The sequence below is a fragment of the Vibrio sp. 1557 genome (assembly GCF_033340175.1).
Taxonomy (GTDB): domain Bacteria; phylum Pseudomonadota; class Gammaproteobacteria; order Enterobacterales; family Vibrionaceae; genus Vibrio; species Vibrio alginolyticus.
In genome coordinates this window covers 581,246-598,685 of sequence record NZ_JAWOVZ010000001.1, presented here as the reverse complement: position 1 = coordinate 598,685, position 17,440 = coordinate 581,246, and the positions used below count along the sequence as shown (strand labels likewise).

Below are 17,440 nucleotides of genomic sequence, written 5' to 3'. Positions count from 1 at the left end.
CAAGATAACCCCTTTGCTTCGTTCTTGCTTTCTATTTCGATTCAAATATCTCCTGTTTAAAATCAAGCGTTCCCGAAAAAAATGGGCGGCTTATCAGAGCCGCCCATTTTTGTGTTATATACAGGTTTATCCGTTATCAATAACACCGTTGTTCAGCAATGACTCTACAATCTCATTGGAGCTGAGACCGTTGAAGTCGATTGAAGTACCTAAGTTTTCCACGACAATAGTCTGTTGAACATTTGCATCCGTCGTAATGTTCAGAGAAACACTTTCCGTCGATGCATCGTAGTCTGCCGAAATGTGACCAAGCAGATCATCCATGTCGATCATTGAGTTATTGAGATCAGAGATAACTTCACGTAAATCGATGCTGTCTTCGTTAACAGTGAAGTCAGTAATGGTATCCACTGCCCCTTCATCAACGGAGTCTACCGTCCACTTGAAGATATCGCTGCCGTCTCCACCCGTTAAGATATCTGAGCCTAAGCCACCGATAAGAACGTCATCGCCATCGCCACCCAGAATAACGTCGTCACCGTCGCCACCAATCAAATTAATACCTGTGTCTCCACCGACTAAATAGCTGTCGTCCACTGCGGTTGACTGGTCAATATCGTCGCTATCACTACTCACATTCAAACTAATTTGGACAGGTGAAGACTGCGCTTCATCGCCATTAGATTCCGTTGATATCGCCGTAAGCGAAATATCGTAAGAACCGACATCAATACCACTGTTAGTATCTGTTGCGACAATTTCTAGCGTATCAATTTCATCGCTTGGTACTGTCCAAGTGGTACCATCGAAGCTAATGCCTGATGGAGAAACGCCACTTGTTACCTCTGCACTAGCTGGTACGCCCGTTAGCTCCAAAGACAGCACCTCGTCAATATCAGTAAGCGCCGCCATGATTCCGACAATCGCTAAACCTTGACTGCTCGCGGTTTGGCTAGCCGCAATTTGACGAATGTAATTAAACTGAGGATTGATACTCAATGTAGGTGCATCAGCTACAGGTGTCACATTGATAGTGAAGTCTTGATTCGCTTCCAATGCGGTACTCGATGCATTTTCGAAGTACACGCCGTTGTCTTCGACTTTCACCGATAAAGTGATTGAAGCTGCGTTGACATCTCCTGCATCCACAAATACACCCTCAGAAGCGTCTGTTGCTCCAAGAACGGAGTTAATATTATCTGGTGTGCCCATTAGGGTGATTTCACCAGCCATCCCCGCCCCAACAGTCACACCACTACCTGCTGGCGGCTCGACACGAAGGTCGCCCTCGGTAACTGTAAGAGTCACGGTCATGCTTTCATTTGCTTGTGCGCCCGCAAAGTCGACGTCACTCACACTAATACCCGTTACTTTCTGGCCATCAGCTTCATTGATCGTATCCGTTACCGACGTTGCAGTGATTTCAGGTGCGTCATTGGTAGCTTCAACATTCAACACTGCTGTGCCCGCGATTGTAATTGGGTCTGGAGCGCCGTTAGTGGTTCCGTCATCTGTGATTTCATAAGTGAAATTAACGTCACCAAAGAAATCTGCTGCGGGTTCAAACGTCCACTCTGTCGCACTCACTTGAGTCAGCGTGCCGGAAGCTGGATCCACTAACACAACATTATCGACGGTCAAGTTGTCTGACTCAGGATCACTTGCGTTGCTCAGCAACTCAGTAGCCGTAATAGTTACCGAACCACCATCTTCTTCGGTACTACTCAACGTTACCTCTGATGTTACCGGTGCATCGTTCACCTCAGTGACTTCGAAGGTCGCCGTTCCTGACACCGTTTGAGGATCTGAAACACCGTTCGTTGTACCGTTGTCGGTAATGTCGTAGGTCAAATCGACCTTGCCGTTGTAGCCAGGCGCAGGAGTAAATGACCATGTACCTGTTACGTTGTCGAAATCCAATGTGCCGCTGCTTGGATCAACCAACTGGACATTGTTCACCATCAAGGTGTCGTTTTCAATATCAGACGCATTCGCCAACAAATCAGCTTGGGTAATATCAACCGCCGTACTGTCTTCTGCGATATCAGAAAGTGTCACTTCAGACGTCGTTGGAGCATCATTGACTTCCGTTACGTTGAACGATGCGCTGCCGTTAACCGATTTAGGATCGGATACACCATTTGTCGTGCCATCATCTGTAATGGTGTACGTGATTTCAACTGGACCGTTGTAATCTGGTGCTGGGGTAAATTCCCACTCTCCCGTGCCACTGTTGAAAGTAATGCTGCCCGAATTCGGATCCGTTAACTGAACATTGCTAACCGTGAGATTATCGTTCTCTACGTCTGTCGCATTCGCAATAAGATCCGCTTCAGAGATGGAGAACACACCACTGTCTTCTTCAATGTCCGGTAGCGTCACTGGCGTAGTTTCTGGGGTATCATTCACCGCTGTTACTTCAATATTGAAGCTGCTGCTGTTGGTATTTAGGGTGTCATCTACCCCACCAATTACGATACCTTCATTACCTTGGTCATCGACTGTCACGTCCACCTGAACGTCACCAAAGAAGTTCAGCTCTGGGTTAAACTCAATCAGACCGTCTGCAATGGCATTGTTTAGATCGGCCACTGTGCCTTTCAGTTCAACGGAGTCCGTACCATCACCGCTCACGGTTAGGTTGTAAGTAGCGATGAGCGTTGGATTAAGCTCCAAGATACCGCTGTCGACGTTCACATTGAGTACATATTCAGCATTCGGATCATCGAGTACGGCATCAATGTCGGTAATGCTGAAACCATCAAGCAGCAATGGCGTATCTTCTGGTGTTTCCACATCCACGGTGTTGACGAACTCTGGACGATCGTTCACTGCTTCAACATCAACAGTGACATCAAACTCCTCTGCGGAGCCCAAGCTTTGACTGCCATCGAGCCCAGTATCAACGGCTTGCACTTTGAAATGCAGCGAACCATCCCATGAGTTATCGTTGCGATCCCCAGAATTAAACACCACTTGATCCAAGTCTTGAGCATTGATTTCTAAGACAAAAATGCCGCCGCCTTGGTCAGTAAACACTGTCCCATCAGGTAATGAAACACTCGCCCCATCAGGGACATTGGAGACCTCAACTCTCAGCGTCTCTGGATCATTTTCCTGGTAGTTTGCACCATCTCCGATGGACTCTTTGTTATCAACCACTAACGCATTTACATTAATAACAATGTCTTCGCCCTCATTACCTGCAGCCGAAGTATCGGGATTCACATCAACATCATCACCAATAGGATTGACAATAAGCGTAAAGTTGTTGTTTCGTTCCGTTGGAACTTGTAGCAACTCCTCTTGAATGAAGACCGTAATACCTATCTCAGCCTCGCCACTAAAGTGTTTTGGCGGTTTAATTTGGATGTCACTCAGGTCAATGGACGTCTGAGTGAGATCTTTTAGTTGAATACTCCATTCGCCCCCACCGTTGTTCTTAACAACATAATCAGAGGAATTGGATTTAACGATAAAGTCATCAGGAAGCCCCGTTAACTTGAGTGAAACGAAACTCTCAGAACCGTCATTATCGTTCAGGCTGATCGAAACACCAGAGCCCGATTGATTCAGCGAAATTAAAGTATCTTCGTCACCAATCACCGTGATTGGCTGCGTCGGATCGGCACCTGTAATGGTAATGTCATCAACGACTGGCGTAACTTCAAATGTGACATCGTCAGTGAAGGTTCTCACATCTATATTATCGCCAGAGTTATTCAAGATAGACTGATCAAACACAGCTTCATCAGTAATTTCTCCCTCGACATTAATCTTGACGGTATTTTGGCCACCACCTACGGGGTAATTTTCTTTTGGCTTAAACAGAACATTGTCAAGCGCACCAGCTAAAATCTCAGCTTCATTAAACTCAATACTGGTTCCTAAGCTGTTACCATTGGCATCAACAAACTCACCTAATGTTGTGTCATCAAGCTCTAACTTGATGTTCGTTAGTGTTTCTCGACCACCTTGAGTGTTGTTAAATTGATCGGCAAAATCAACACTCAAGTTAAGTTGGATTAAGCCATCTTCGTAACCAACACCATCCGCCGTGGGAACGTCGTTATTTAGATCAGTCACAGGTTGTTTGTTTGCATCCAAGCCGAAAGTACCGACGATATCTACTCTTACATTTGGTGTGACATCGCTATCCAACGGCTGATCCCCGGCTGAACTCGGAACGTCTGCAACCGGTAAAACCTGAACTGGAAACTGAACATTATTTTCTTTTTCATCACCGGACTCAGTGTCTTTAGTGACGAACCGAATTGGTAATTCGAAATCACCTGCGTAATCTTCTGCCAAGTGCATCGTCAAACCATCAAGGCCAGTAATATTTCCACTCGCATCGATATGGGCTTGGAACACGTATTTACCATTGACAAAGTCGATATCCGTCCCCGTGATCACCAAGCCAGGAGGAATACCAGGAGCTGAAGGATCGACGATAATAGTCAAGACATCCTCCACGCCATCTGCATTAATCGCATCAACTTTCGACGTTAACTGAGCACCAAGGTTAATAGAATTGTCTTCCAACGCTTGAATTTGGACATCATCAGCCACCTGAATCTCTGCCGCTACACTCATTTGCGGTGTGAGAACGGTAGGAAATTCAAGTGTCACATCCGTTTGGCGCATGACCGTCGCATCTTTTTCGTTGCCCAAATCTTCGCCCAAATCATTCACTTCTGCGTAAATGGTTAAGCCAATTTGAGAGAGACCACCGTTATCGCCATCGTCACTGTCATCGTTTGGTGTTAAATCAAGTCCAGACGGCGCTTTAATTGAGAAGTTGTCTTCATTAGTTACTGTCCAACGACCTCCACCTTCATTTAGTGCACCGACGATAACCAATTGGTTGAGGATCTCAGGGTCCACATTGTGAAATTGAACAACAAGTTGAGTCACCACTTCATCTGAAGACGCATCAAACTCTTGATATTTAATGATATGAGCACCAGATTCGCCCCCCATAGAAGTGTTGATCGTAAAGTCAATGTTACCTTGATCGTCTGACTTCACGATATCGGTAGCACCACCACCACTTTCAGTGACAAGCAGACGGGTTTGGTCGTCTATTGCCCCCGTCTTATCCTCTGGCTCAACGATTGGATTAACTTGGACATTCACCGTACCATTGATGGTTTTCTCAGCGATACCTTCACCGGGATTCGAAGCGTCAACATATTCATGGTCAATCTCTTTCACAGTGACGGTCGTGGTCAAGTCAAAGTCAGTACTTGAATCCTGCTCCAACTGGACTTGAACATAGCCACTTTGAGAGATTTTAGCGGAAAAATCTTGCTCTGATTCACCGGCTTGCGGTGAAAGCGTTAGTGTTCCAGAAACAAGCGCTTGTGCCACACCATCTACATAGACCGTGCTGCCTGGAGGAAATCCAGAGATGGTTACATCACTAAAGAATTCATCGGTATCAGGGCTTTGTACGAGCGTCGGTTTCCAATCGATGTCAAAGCGCGTATCTTCATCTCCCTCCGATCGAACAACGTAGTTATCTTGAGCATCAATAACGGGTTCGACCTTGATCCTTACCTCTCTTTCAATCACACGACTATGACCATCATTCTCGGTAACAATGATCGTCCCTGTAATCGCAATGTTTTCAGTTGAAGAGGCTTCCGGAATAATTTGAATACCGGAATTAAAATTCAGCCCAGTGATGTTTGCTTCGTAAATCGGTTGACCGTTACCATCATAGCCAACAAAAGTGAGGTCAACGCTTGAACCGTCTGAATCTACGACACGAACACCATCGGGGATGTTGGACAGGATAACAGTAATGGCTTCTGAATCATCCTGTGGTCTATCGGCAACTTCACCAGATACAACCGAGAAGTTGAGGTTTACAACACCATTCTCTTCAATAGTCGTCTCTATTCCGGCCACATCTCCGTCTACGAATCGGTTCCAAACGTTCCCCGCGTCAATTAATACCGTGTCTGGTATGTCAGCAACACCTTTTACACCAACGATGACGGTCTTACTGCCCAGTGACAACACATCTTCTGTCGTACCGGTAGACAATGATGCTGTGTCTTTCACAATGCCTTCGACATTGAAAGTAAAGTCATCATTGCTGTGCAACGGAGGAAGAACTTCGACGTTCGCTAATTCAGACTCTGGCACTTCGTAATAAAGTACATTGCCGCCTGAATCGGTCACTTCTACTATCTGACTTGGGTTTGCTGAGTCCAGCCACACCAAAGTAACCCCATCAATTGAGAAGTTAGAAATGCGCACAAATAACGCTTCAGAACCATCTAAGTCCGCTGATGGTTTCATGGTGATCACTTCACTTAATTGGAGTGGGTCGTGATCAGTGACAGGGTCTACCGTATTTTGAGTTCGAGCATTATCCTCAAACACATTAATTCGGTTTACAGTAAAACTACCTTTATCCGCAACTGGGTTTACATCAATAATGATGGTTTCGGTTTCTGAGCGAGCGGTATCTTTCCCAAGCAGTGGATTGTTGTTTTCCGTCGTAATAGCGGTGACATCAATTCTGATTTCGCCCGAGAAGTTATCTATCGGATCAACTTGAACTTCATCAATTCGGCTTGCATCCACCAGATAAACACCACCGGATTTTGGTATCGCACTACCATCTGAATAGACTAACTCTGCGTTACCTTCTCCTTGTGTAAAGACAAGCTCGTACACAATGCCTTCTGGGTTACTAGTGTCTTGGGTTTCAGCCGTGATGTTAAGTGCGACATTGTTTCCATCTTCATCAACCGAGTAGTTAAATTCGCTGCTTGCCGTCCACGTTGCAATATCTGCGACGGCAGCAACTTCAATGTCTAAACGACCATTAATCGTATGATCTGGCGTACCATTGTTAAGAATTTCCACGCGGATACGAGGATCGATACCAGAAGCATCGGTTGATGTATGACGATCTGGTACGAAGTACAAGTTATCTAACGAGACAAGCTCACCATTGAATGACTGCTCAACATTTGATGCGTCGAGAACAACCGTATTGCCCACAGATGTTAATTCAATGTAGTTGCCACTGCCGTCTCTGTAGTAGAACGTACCGTTGTGAGTATCAGCATCTCGAATAGTGATGTCACCTAAGCTCTCGTTACGGTCGATATCGTGTAAATTGATAACCAAGTCGACTTTCGCAGGGCTAACATCCAGCGTCGACAAGTTGTCCTGAGTATTTGCAGAGTCAACGCCCACAACGACACCATCACGCCCTTGGTCTTCGAACGCAGTAACGGTAGACGTGTCAATTTGCGCATTGCGGTCTCTTATCGAGATATCCACATCGGCATCTGCGATATCGCCATCACCATCGGTTGCAACAACGTTGATGGTGAAATCAATCGAGTCGGTTTCGGTATGGTCAAGGTCGTCATTCGGACGGAATGACACACTGCCATCGGTTCGAACAACCAAACGACCGATTTCAGTATCCACTCCGTCAAGAACCTTGTGAACAAATACGACTTGGTCGCTGCCGTTCAAATCGACAGAATCAGAATCAACACCATTTTGCTTAAAGTAAATGCCTGAATCATCAGCCGAGAATGAAGTCACTTGTGCGCCGTCAGCACCAAGGTCATCATCCCCCTCTACAGGGTCTCGGAATAAACGAACCGTGCGGCTGCCTTGCCCCTCAACACGCGAAATAGATGCATCGTGCAAGGTTGGAACATCATCGGTAATCGTCACTGGTAAGTTAATACCTGCCGTATCACCATCGACATCGGTCGCAAAGACTGGGAGATCAAGTATGAGTGTATCTTCGCCTTGAGTTGAGTGATCTAGCGCACCCTCAAGCGTAAACTTGTAAGAGCCGTCAGCGTTCAAAACTAGTGTGAACACTGAGTTACCATCAGGTGTTTGACCTTGATAAGTAAAGTTGTTGTTGCTTACCGCGGTTTGAACTAACGTCACCGCAAAACCACCTGAAGTTACTCCTGGTATCGGGTTAGAAGTAAGATCCAGCTGATAAGAGACAACGGTATCTGCCCCTTCCACCGTATCGAAATTGCCCGTTGCTTCTAGGCTGTCTTTGTTGGTTGCCTGAGAGCCGTTGGCAAGGTCATCCTCATCAACAGCCAAAGCATCTGCTGATTTAATTTCGGGAATGTCATCAACTACGGTAATTGGAAGATTCAGTGATGATGACGTGTCACCATCAAAGTCTGTTACTGTAATTGGAATATCAATGACAAGGTTGTTTTCACCTTGAACAGCGTCATGGTCGATTGGTCCCAACAGCTCAAATTGGTAGCTGTCATTATTCGCATCAAGAGACAGCGTGAAGATCTTAGTTGATGTGCCAGTAATAACCGCTTCGTAACTGGTTACTCCACCATTCGTGCTTACTAGATTCAACTCGATGCTGCTGCCGTTCGACGTTAAACCAGACACGACTGCATCGAGGTCTGAAACTTGGTAGCTGACAATCTTGTCTGCACCAGCAACGACCTCAAATCCGCCGTTCAATACCGTTGAATCACTACTTGTCGTGTCAGAGCCACCAGCAAGATCATCTTCATCAACGGTTTGTTGGCTTGAGTCTGTCACTTTCACAATCGCTGGAACATCGTCCACTACTGTGATCGGCAAGGTGATGTTATTGGACACATCGCCGTCAAAATCGGTCGCGTTGACTGGGAAGTTGATGACTAACGAGTTTTCATCGTTACCCGCAGGATGATCAAGTGCACCCAACAGTTCAAATTCATAACTGTCTGCTGAACCATTTAGCGTCAGTTTAAAGACGGTGTCCGTCGTACCTTGTACATAAGCTCGGTACTCAATCACACCGTTTGAATTTGAAAACTCAACCAACTCAAGCGGTTGACCACCTGAGGTAAGTCCAGAAACAGGCGACGTTAAGCTATCCAACTGGAAGCTAACGATAGAGTCGGCACCATCAGTAACGTCAAAGTTGCCACCAATGATATTGGATTCTGGCGTGTCGTCCGAACCTTGGCTTGGAATATCATCCTCATCCACAGACAAGGTACTACCAGAGCTAATAGCATCAATGGTTGGCTTGTCATCTACGATGGTCACTGGCAAGGTCGCAGTGATGGTATCGTTGTCGCCATCCGTGATCTTCACAGGTAGATTCAACAAAATCTCATCAGAGTTAACCGCGTGATCTAACTGACCAGATAACTCAAAGTCGTATTTACCATCTTGATGAAGTGTCAACGTGAAGACCGTCACTCCACCCTGAGTTTGTCCCACGTATACAAGCGCGTCAGCAGTTGAAGCGCCAACGTCTTGAGAAAGTGTTACCTCTTCTCCACCCGATTTCAGATTCGGGATAGGATTTGAGCTTAGATCCAATTCGAAAGCATCAATACCATCTGCGCTAGTGACTTCGAACTCACCTGATACCGTTAACGGCTCTTTAGTGCCATCAGAACCAAGAGGTAAGTCATCTTCGTCGACACGTAGACTTTCAATATTAGTAACAACTGGAACATCGTCCACAACGGTAATTGGCAATGTGAAGGCTGGTGAAGTATCACCATCATTATCTGTCGCCGTCACAGGGAGGTTAATAACAATCTCGTTTTGCTGATTACCATCTGGATGATCAAGCGGCTTCTGTAAATCGAACTCGTAGGTGTTGTTCGTTGCATCCAACGTCAGTTCGAACACAACTTCAGCAGGATTGCCAGCGACACCTTGGTATACGTTCACGCCGTTTGCGCTAGAAGACAGAACTAAGGCTATAGCTTCACCATCTGAAGTCAGTGACGCAACAGGCGTGGTCAGGTCACTCAGCTGAATAGAAGCAACTTGGTCAGCACCTTCGGTGATATCAAAAGTACCTGAAATAACAGTATCTTCTGCACTTGCAGCATCCGTACCTGCTGGTAGGTCATCTTCATCAACGGTTTGTTCGCTGCCTGCTAGTAAACCATCAATGGTCGGAACATCATCCACAACCGTAATTGGTAAGGTGATGTTGTTCGACACATCTCCATCAAAGTCCGTCGCGTTTATCGACAAATTGATGACCAGTTCATTTTGGCCATCAGCATTTGGATGATCGAGAGGAGCGAGCAAATCGAACGTGTAGCTGTCATCAGAGGCATCGAGGGTCACACGGAATACCGGTGTCGTCGTGCCATCAATACGAGCTTCGTAAACTGAAACACCACCTGCGTTTGATACTTCAACCATAACCAGAGATTGACCACCAGAGGTCAGGCCTTGTACTGGCGTCGTTAGGTCAGAAACGCTGTACTCGACAATGCCATCAGAACCATCAGTCGCGATGAAGTTACCGGCAATGCTGTTCGACTGTGTACCATCAGATCCGACTGTTGGGATATCATCCTCATCAACCGTTTGCACACTTGTTGCTTCGATTCCGCCAAGTGTCGGCTTGTCATCAACGATCTTGACAGGAATTGTCTCAGCAGAGGTATCACCATCAAAGTCTGTTGCGATGATTGGGAAGTTGAGCGTTAACTCATCACTATCAACAGCATGATCGATTGGGCCTTCAAGCGTGAAGTTATAAGAGCCATCAGTGTTCACTGTCAGTGTAAAGACCGCTTCAGTACCCGCTGTCGCCTCGTAAGTAAAGCTGCCATCACCATTTGCGGTTTCCGTCAGTGTGACTGCCACGCCTTGTGATGTAAGGCCAGCCACTGGTGTTGCAGACACGTCAAGCTGATAACTTACCACTCGGTCCGAGCCTTGTGTGGTAGTGAAGTTGCCATCGATTGAAATCGGGCCAGTCTGATCTGAACCAATCGTGCCTAAATCATCTTCATCAACGGTAATCGAATCAACATCGATAATGGTCGGCTTATCATCCACGATGGTGACTGGGATCGTTTCTGTGGTGGTATCACCATCAAAGTCCGTCGCGATGATTGGGAAGTTCAGTGTCAGCTCATCACTACCCGTCGCATGGTCGATTGGACCTTGCAGCGTGAAGTTGTATGAACCATCCGTATTAACGGTCAGCGTAAATACTGCTTCAGTTCCTGCTGTCGCTTCATAAGTGTAGCTACCGTCGCCGTTTGCAGTTTCCGTCAGCGTGACGGCCACACCTTGTGATGTCAGACCATCAACTGGTGTTGCAGCAGTATCTAATTGGTAGCTCACTACCCCATCAGAGCCTTGCGTTGTAGTGAAGTTGCCATCGATTGAAATTGGATCTGAGCCATCAGAGCCAATCGTCGCTAGGTCATCTTCATCCACACGGATTGCGTCTACATCAGTGATGGTTGGTTTATCATCAACGATGGTGACAGGTAGTGTTTCCGTCGACGTGTCGCCATCAAAATCTGTTGCGATAATCGGGAAGTCGATTTGTAGACTGTCACTATTCACCGCATGGTCTAGTGGACCTTGCAGAGTAAAGGTGTAGCTGCCATCTGGCTTCACAACCAATTCAAATACGGCATTGCCATCTGCTGTGGCAGTGTAAGTAAAGCTGCCATCACCATTTGTTGTCTCAGTAAGCACGACAGGCTCACCATGAGAGGTCAACCCTGCTACTGGATCTGCTGTTGCATCAAGCTGGTATTTAACAACACTGTCCGAGCCTTCAGTTGTGGTGAAAGAGCCCGACATAAACGCATCATCGTTTTGGTCTGAGCCAATTGAGGCAAGGTCATCTTCGTCTACTGTTAGTGGGACAACGTTATCGATGGTTGGAACGTCATCAGTAATCGTGACTGGAATAGTCGCGGTTGTCGTATCGCCATCAAAGTCTGTTGCAATGATTGGGAAGTTCAGAACCAATTCATCGCTGTTTAACGCGTGATCCACCGGCCCTTCAAGGCGGAAATTGTATGTGCCATCAGCATTAACATTCATGGTGAAGACCGGATTGCCATCCGCGGTAGCCACGTAAGTGAAGCTGCCATCAGCATTCGCATTCTCTACCAAAGTAACAGGCTCACCGTGAGAAGTTAAACCTGCGACAGGATCAGCCGTTGAATCAAGTTGGTAGCTCACTACACGGTCTGAACCTTGGGTAGTGGTGAACGCGCCTTCAACAAACACAGCGTCACTTTGGTCTGAGCCAATACCTGATAAATCATCTTCGTCTACAGCCAGAGGCACAACATTATCGATGATTGGTGCATCATCCGTAATGGTGACTGGAATGGTCGCCGAAGTCGTATCACCATCAAAATCGGTGGCAATAATTGGGAAATCAATCGTCAGGCTGTCGCTGTTAGCTGCATGGTCAATCGGGCCTTGCAGCGTAAAGTCGTACGTACCATCTGCTGCTACATTCAACGTGAAGACTGGATTACCGTCAGCGGTCGCAACATAGGTAAAGCTGCCGTCGCCATTCGCGGTTTCCACCAAGGTAATCGCCTCACCTTGAGAGGTTAGCCCCGCAACAGGATCAGCGGTTGAATCCAGTTGATAGCTCACCACTCGGTCAGAGCCTTGTGTGGTAGTAAACGCGCCTTCAACGAACAGATCGCCGCCAGGGTCGGAACCCACACCGATAAGGTCATCTTCATCGACACTTAACGCATCCACCGCTGTGATGGTCGGTACATCATCAACAATCGTGACTGGAATGGTTTCAGTAACGGTGTCGCCATCAAAGTCGGTTGCGATAATTGGGAAGTTGAGTGTCAGTTCGTCACTATCAACCGCGTGATCAATTGGCCCTTCAAGTGTGAAGTTGTAAGAGCCATCAGTATCTACTGTCAGAGTAAATACTGGATTGCCACCCGCAGTCGCTTCATAAGTGAAACTACCATCACCATTTGCGGTTTCTATCAGTGTGACAGCCACGCCTTGCGACGTTAAACCGTCAACCGGTGTTGATGTGCCATCGAGTTGGTAGCTCACCACTCGGTCTGAACCTTGTGTGGTGGTGAAGTTACCATCAATAGAAATCGGATTGCTTTGGTCTGAGCCAATTGACGCTAGATCATCTTCATCAACCGTAATGGAATCCACGTCAGTAATCACTGGCTTATCGTCCACGATCGTCACAGGGATAGTGGCATTTGTGGTGTCGCCATCAAAGTCTGTTGCGATGATTGGGAAGTTGAGTGTCAGCTCATCGCTATCTACCGCGTGGTCGATTGGCCCTTCAAGCGTGAAGTTATAAGAGCCATCAGTGTTCACTGTCAGCGTAAAGACCGACTCAGTGCCTGCTGTTGCTTGGTAGGTAAAGCTGCCATCAGCGTTTGCGGTTTCAGTTAGCGTGACTGCCACGCCTTGTGATGTGAGTCCAGCCACTGGTGTCGCAGACGCGTCAAGCTGATAACTCACTACTCGGTCAGAGCCTTGTGTGATGGTGAAGTTGCCATCGATTGAAATCGGGCCAGTCTGATCTGAGCCAATCGTGCCTAAGTCATCTTCATCGACGGTAATCGCGTCGACATCGGTAATAGTGGGCTTATCATCCACTATGGTGACTGGGATCGTTTCTGTGGTGGTATCACCATCAAAATCCGTCGCGATGATTGGGAAGTTCAGTGTCAGTTCATCACTGTCTGTCGCATGGTCGATTGGACCTTGCAGCGTGAAGTTGTATGAACCATCCGTATTAACGGTCAGCGTAAATACGGCTTCAGTTCCTGCTGTCGCTTCATAAGTGTAGCTACCGTCGCCGTTTGCGGTTTCAGCCAGCGTGACGGCCACACCTTGTGATGTTAGGCCATCAACTGGCGTTGCAGCAGTATCTAATTGGTAGCTTACTACCCCATCAGAGCCTTGCGTTGTAGTGAAGTTGCCATCGATTGAAATTGGATCTGAGCCGTCAGAGCCAATCGTCGCTAAGTCATCTTCATCCACGCGGATTGCGTCTACGTCAGTGATGGTTGGTTTATCATCAACGATGGTGACAGGTAACGTCTTCGATGAGGTGTCGCCATCAAAGTCTGTTGCGATAATCGGGAAGTCGATTTGCAGACCGTCGCTATTCACCGCATGGTCTAGTGGGCCCTGCAGAGTAAAGGTGTAGCTGCCATCTGGCTTCACCACCAATTCAAATACGGCATTGCCATCTGCTGTGGCAGTGTAAGTAAAGCTACCATCACCATTTGTTGTCTCAGCAAGTACGACAGGCTCACCATGAGAGGTCAACCCTGCTACTGGATCTGCAGTTGCATCAAGCTGGTATTTAACAACGCTGTCTGAGCCTTCAGTTGTGCTGAAAGAGCCCGACATAAACGCATCATCGTTTTGGTCTGAGCCAATTGTTGCGAGATCATCTTCGTCTACTGTCAGTGGAACAACGTTATTAATGGTTGGAACGTCATCAGTAATCGTGACTGGAATGGTCGCGGTCGTCGTATCGCCATCAAAGTCTGTTGCAATGATTGGGAAGTTCAGTACTAGCTCATCGCTGTTTAACGCATGATCGATTGGACCTTCTAGACGGAAGCTGTATGTACCGTCTGCATTCACGTTCATGGTGAAAACCGGATTGCCATCCGCGGTAGCCACGTAAGTAAAGCTGCCATCGGCATTCGCAGTCTCTACCAAAGTAACAGGCTCACCTTGAGAAGTTAAACCTGCGACAGGATCAGAAGTTGAATCAAGTTGGTAGCTCACCACACGGTCTGAACCTTGGGTAGTGGTGAACGCGCCTTCAACAAACACAGCGTCAGTTTGGTCTGAGCCAATACCTGATAAATCATCTTCGTCTACAGCCAGAGGCAAAACATTATCGATGATTGGTGCATCATCCGTAATCGTGACTGGAATGGTTGCCGAAGTCGTATCACCATCAAAATCGGTGGCAATAATTGGGAAATCAATCGTCAGGCTGTCACTGTTAGCTGCATGGTCAATCGGGCCTTGCAGCGTAAAATCGTAAGTGCCATCTGTTGCTACGTTTAACGTGAATACCGGATTGCCGTCTGCGGTCGCCACATAAGTAAAGCTGCCATCACCGTTGGCGGTTTCCACCAAGGTAATCGCCTCACCTTGAGACGTTAGCCCCGCAACAGGATCAGCCGTTGAATCCAGTTGATAGCTCACCACTCGGTCAGAGCCTTGAATAGTGGTAAACGCGCCTTCAACGAACACAGCGTCAGTTTGGTCTGAGCCCACGCCGCTAAGGTCATCTTCATCGACACTCAACGCATCCACCGCTGTGATGGTCGGTACATCATCAACAATCGTGACTGGAATGGTTTCAGTAACGGTGTCGCCATCAAAGTCGGTTGCGATAATTGGGAAGTTGAGTGTCAGTTCGTCACTATCAACCGCGTGATCAATTGGCCCTTCAAGTGTGAAGTTGTAAGAGCCATCAGTATCTACTGTCAGAGTAAATACTGGATTGCCACCCGCAGTCGCTTCATAAGTGAAACTACCATCACCATTTGCGGTTTCTATCAGTGTGACAGCCACGCCTTGCGATGTTAAACCGTCCACTGGTGTTGCTGAAGCATCGAGTTGGTAGCTCACCACTCGGTCAGAGCCTTGTGTGGTAGTAAAGTTGCCATCAATAGAAATTGGATTGCTTTGGTCTGAGCCAATTGACGCTAGATCATCTTCATCAACCGTAATGGTGTCGACGTCGGTAATAACAGGCTTATCGTCCACGATTGTCACTGGGATAGTGGCATTTGTGGTGTCGCCATCAAAGTCTGTTGCGATGATTGGGAAGTTGAGTGTCAGCTCATCGCTATCTACCGCGTGGTCGATTGGACCTTCAAGCGTGAAGTTATAGCTACCATCAGTATTCACCGTCAGCGTAAAGACCGCTTCACTACCCGCTGTCGCCTCGTAAGTAAAGCTGCCATCAGCGTTTGCGGTTTCAGTCAGCGTAACTGCCACGCCTTGTGATGTAAGGCCGTCAACTGGTGTTGCAGAAGCATCAAGCTGATAACTTACCACTCGGTCAGAGCCTTGTGTGGTGGTGAAGCTACCATCAATAGAAATCGGGTCAGTCTGGTCCGAACCAATCGTGCCTAAATCATCTTCATCAACAGTAATCGCATCAACATCGGTAATAGTTGACTTATCATCCACGATGGTAACAGGCAATACGATTTGGCTTGTGTCACCATCGAAGTCTGTAGCAATAACGCTAAAATCAAGGGTTAAGCTGTCGCTATTTGCCGCATGGTCAATTGGACCTTGCAGCTCAAAACTGTACGAGCCGTCGGTATTCAAAATTAATGTGAAAACTGCACTGCCATTTGCCGTTGCGCTGTAGGTGTAACTGCCATCTGCATTTTGCGTTTCGGCAATGGAAACGGTTTGACCTTGAGATTGCAGGCCATTTAAAGAATCAGCGTTTACATCCAACTGATACTGTACGACGCCATCAGAACCTTGAGTTGTCGTAAACTGACCTTCGACCAACGTTGACTGTGATTGGTCAGAGCCTACCAAACTTAAGTCATCTTCATCGACGGTAAGAGCGACAACGTCATTAATGGTTGGCACATCATCGGCAATGGTTACCGGTAGAACAAGTGAACTGGTGTCACCGTCAAAGTCCGTTGCGACAATAGTGAAGTCTAGAGTTAAGCTATCGCTACCCACAGCATGATCGATTGGACCTTCAAGGGTAAATGAATAAGAACCGTCAGGGTTCACTTGTAAGGTGAAGATAGCGTCCCCTTCTGCCGTTGCAGAATAGGTAAAGCTGCCATCTGAATTGGTTGTTTCCGTCAGAGAGATAGATCGCCCCTGCGATTCCAACCCATTGAGTGGATCAGTGCCGCTCTCTAATTGATAACTTACAACACGGTCTGAGCCCTGAGTCGTCGTGAAGCTACCTTGCGCGAACACAGAGTCGCTTTGATCGGAGCCAATGCTTGATAAATCGTCTTCATCGACGGCTAGCGCATCAACGCCATCAATCGAAGGAACGTCATCTTGAACTTGAATGACAATTTGCGCAGCTTCTGGTGTGTTCGAACCTTCGGTAATAGAGGAGCGGTCACCATCCGCATCTACCGCGTAAACTGGCAGTGAGAAAGTGAGCGAGTCATCGTTAGCACCCGTATGGTCAAGTTGTTCATACAAGTTGAATTGGTATTCGCCCAATGCAGGTGCATCAATCGCCACATCAAATACGGTAATACGCACACCATCCAGCTCGATGAAGCCTTCGTAAGTACGTACGCCGTTACTCTCGGACGCTAGTTCTAGTTGAACAACCTGCCCTTGAGATTGGAGTTCTCCACCAACATTGAACTCTGTAGGTTCCAACTCATAGTGATCAATGATGTCACTTCCGACCGCTGTCGTGATCGACCCAGTACCACTTGTTACTGCCGCGCCTTCCTGTGAACCTTGGTCAACCCCCGCCTCATCTAAAGACAAGCCCGTCACGTTCTCAATCACTGGGTTATCGCCATCGAGGATGGTCATCGTAAAGGTGTTGCTTGCCGTATCTTGGTCATAGTCGACGATTGTGGTTGGTAAAGAGAGCTCAATCGTATCTTCACCGTTTGTTTGTTCTAACGGC

General features: G+C 47.2%; 1 protein-coding gene. It reads right to left on the bottom strand.

All coding sequences use genetic code 11. The features are described 5' to 3' along the window. Positions 1–126: 126 nt before the first annotated feature. Positions 127–17,343, bottom strand: a complete 17,217-nt coding sequence (locus R7070_RS02580) for a DUF5801 repeats-in-toxin domain-containing protein (RefSeq protein ID WP_411912986.1) — start codon at positions 17,341–17,343, stop codon at positions 127–129. Positions 17,344–17,440 lie beyond the last annotated feature (97 nt).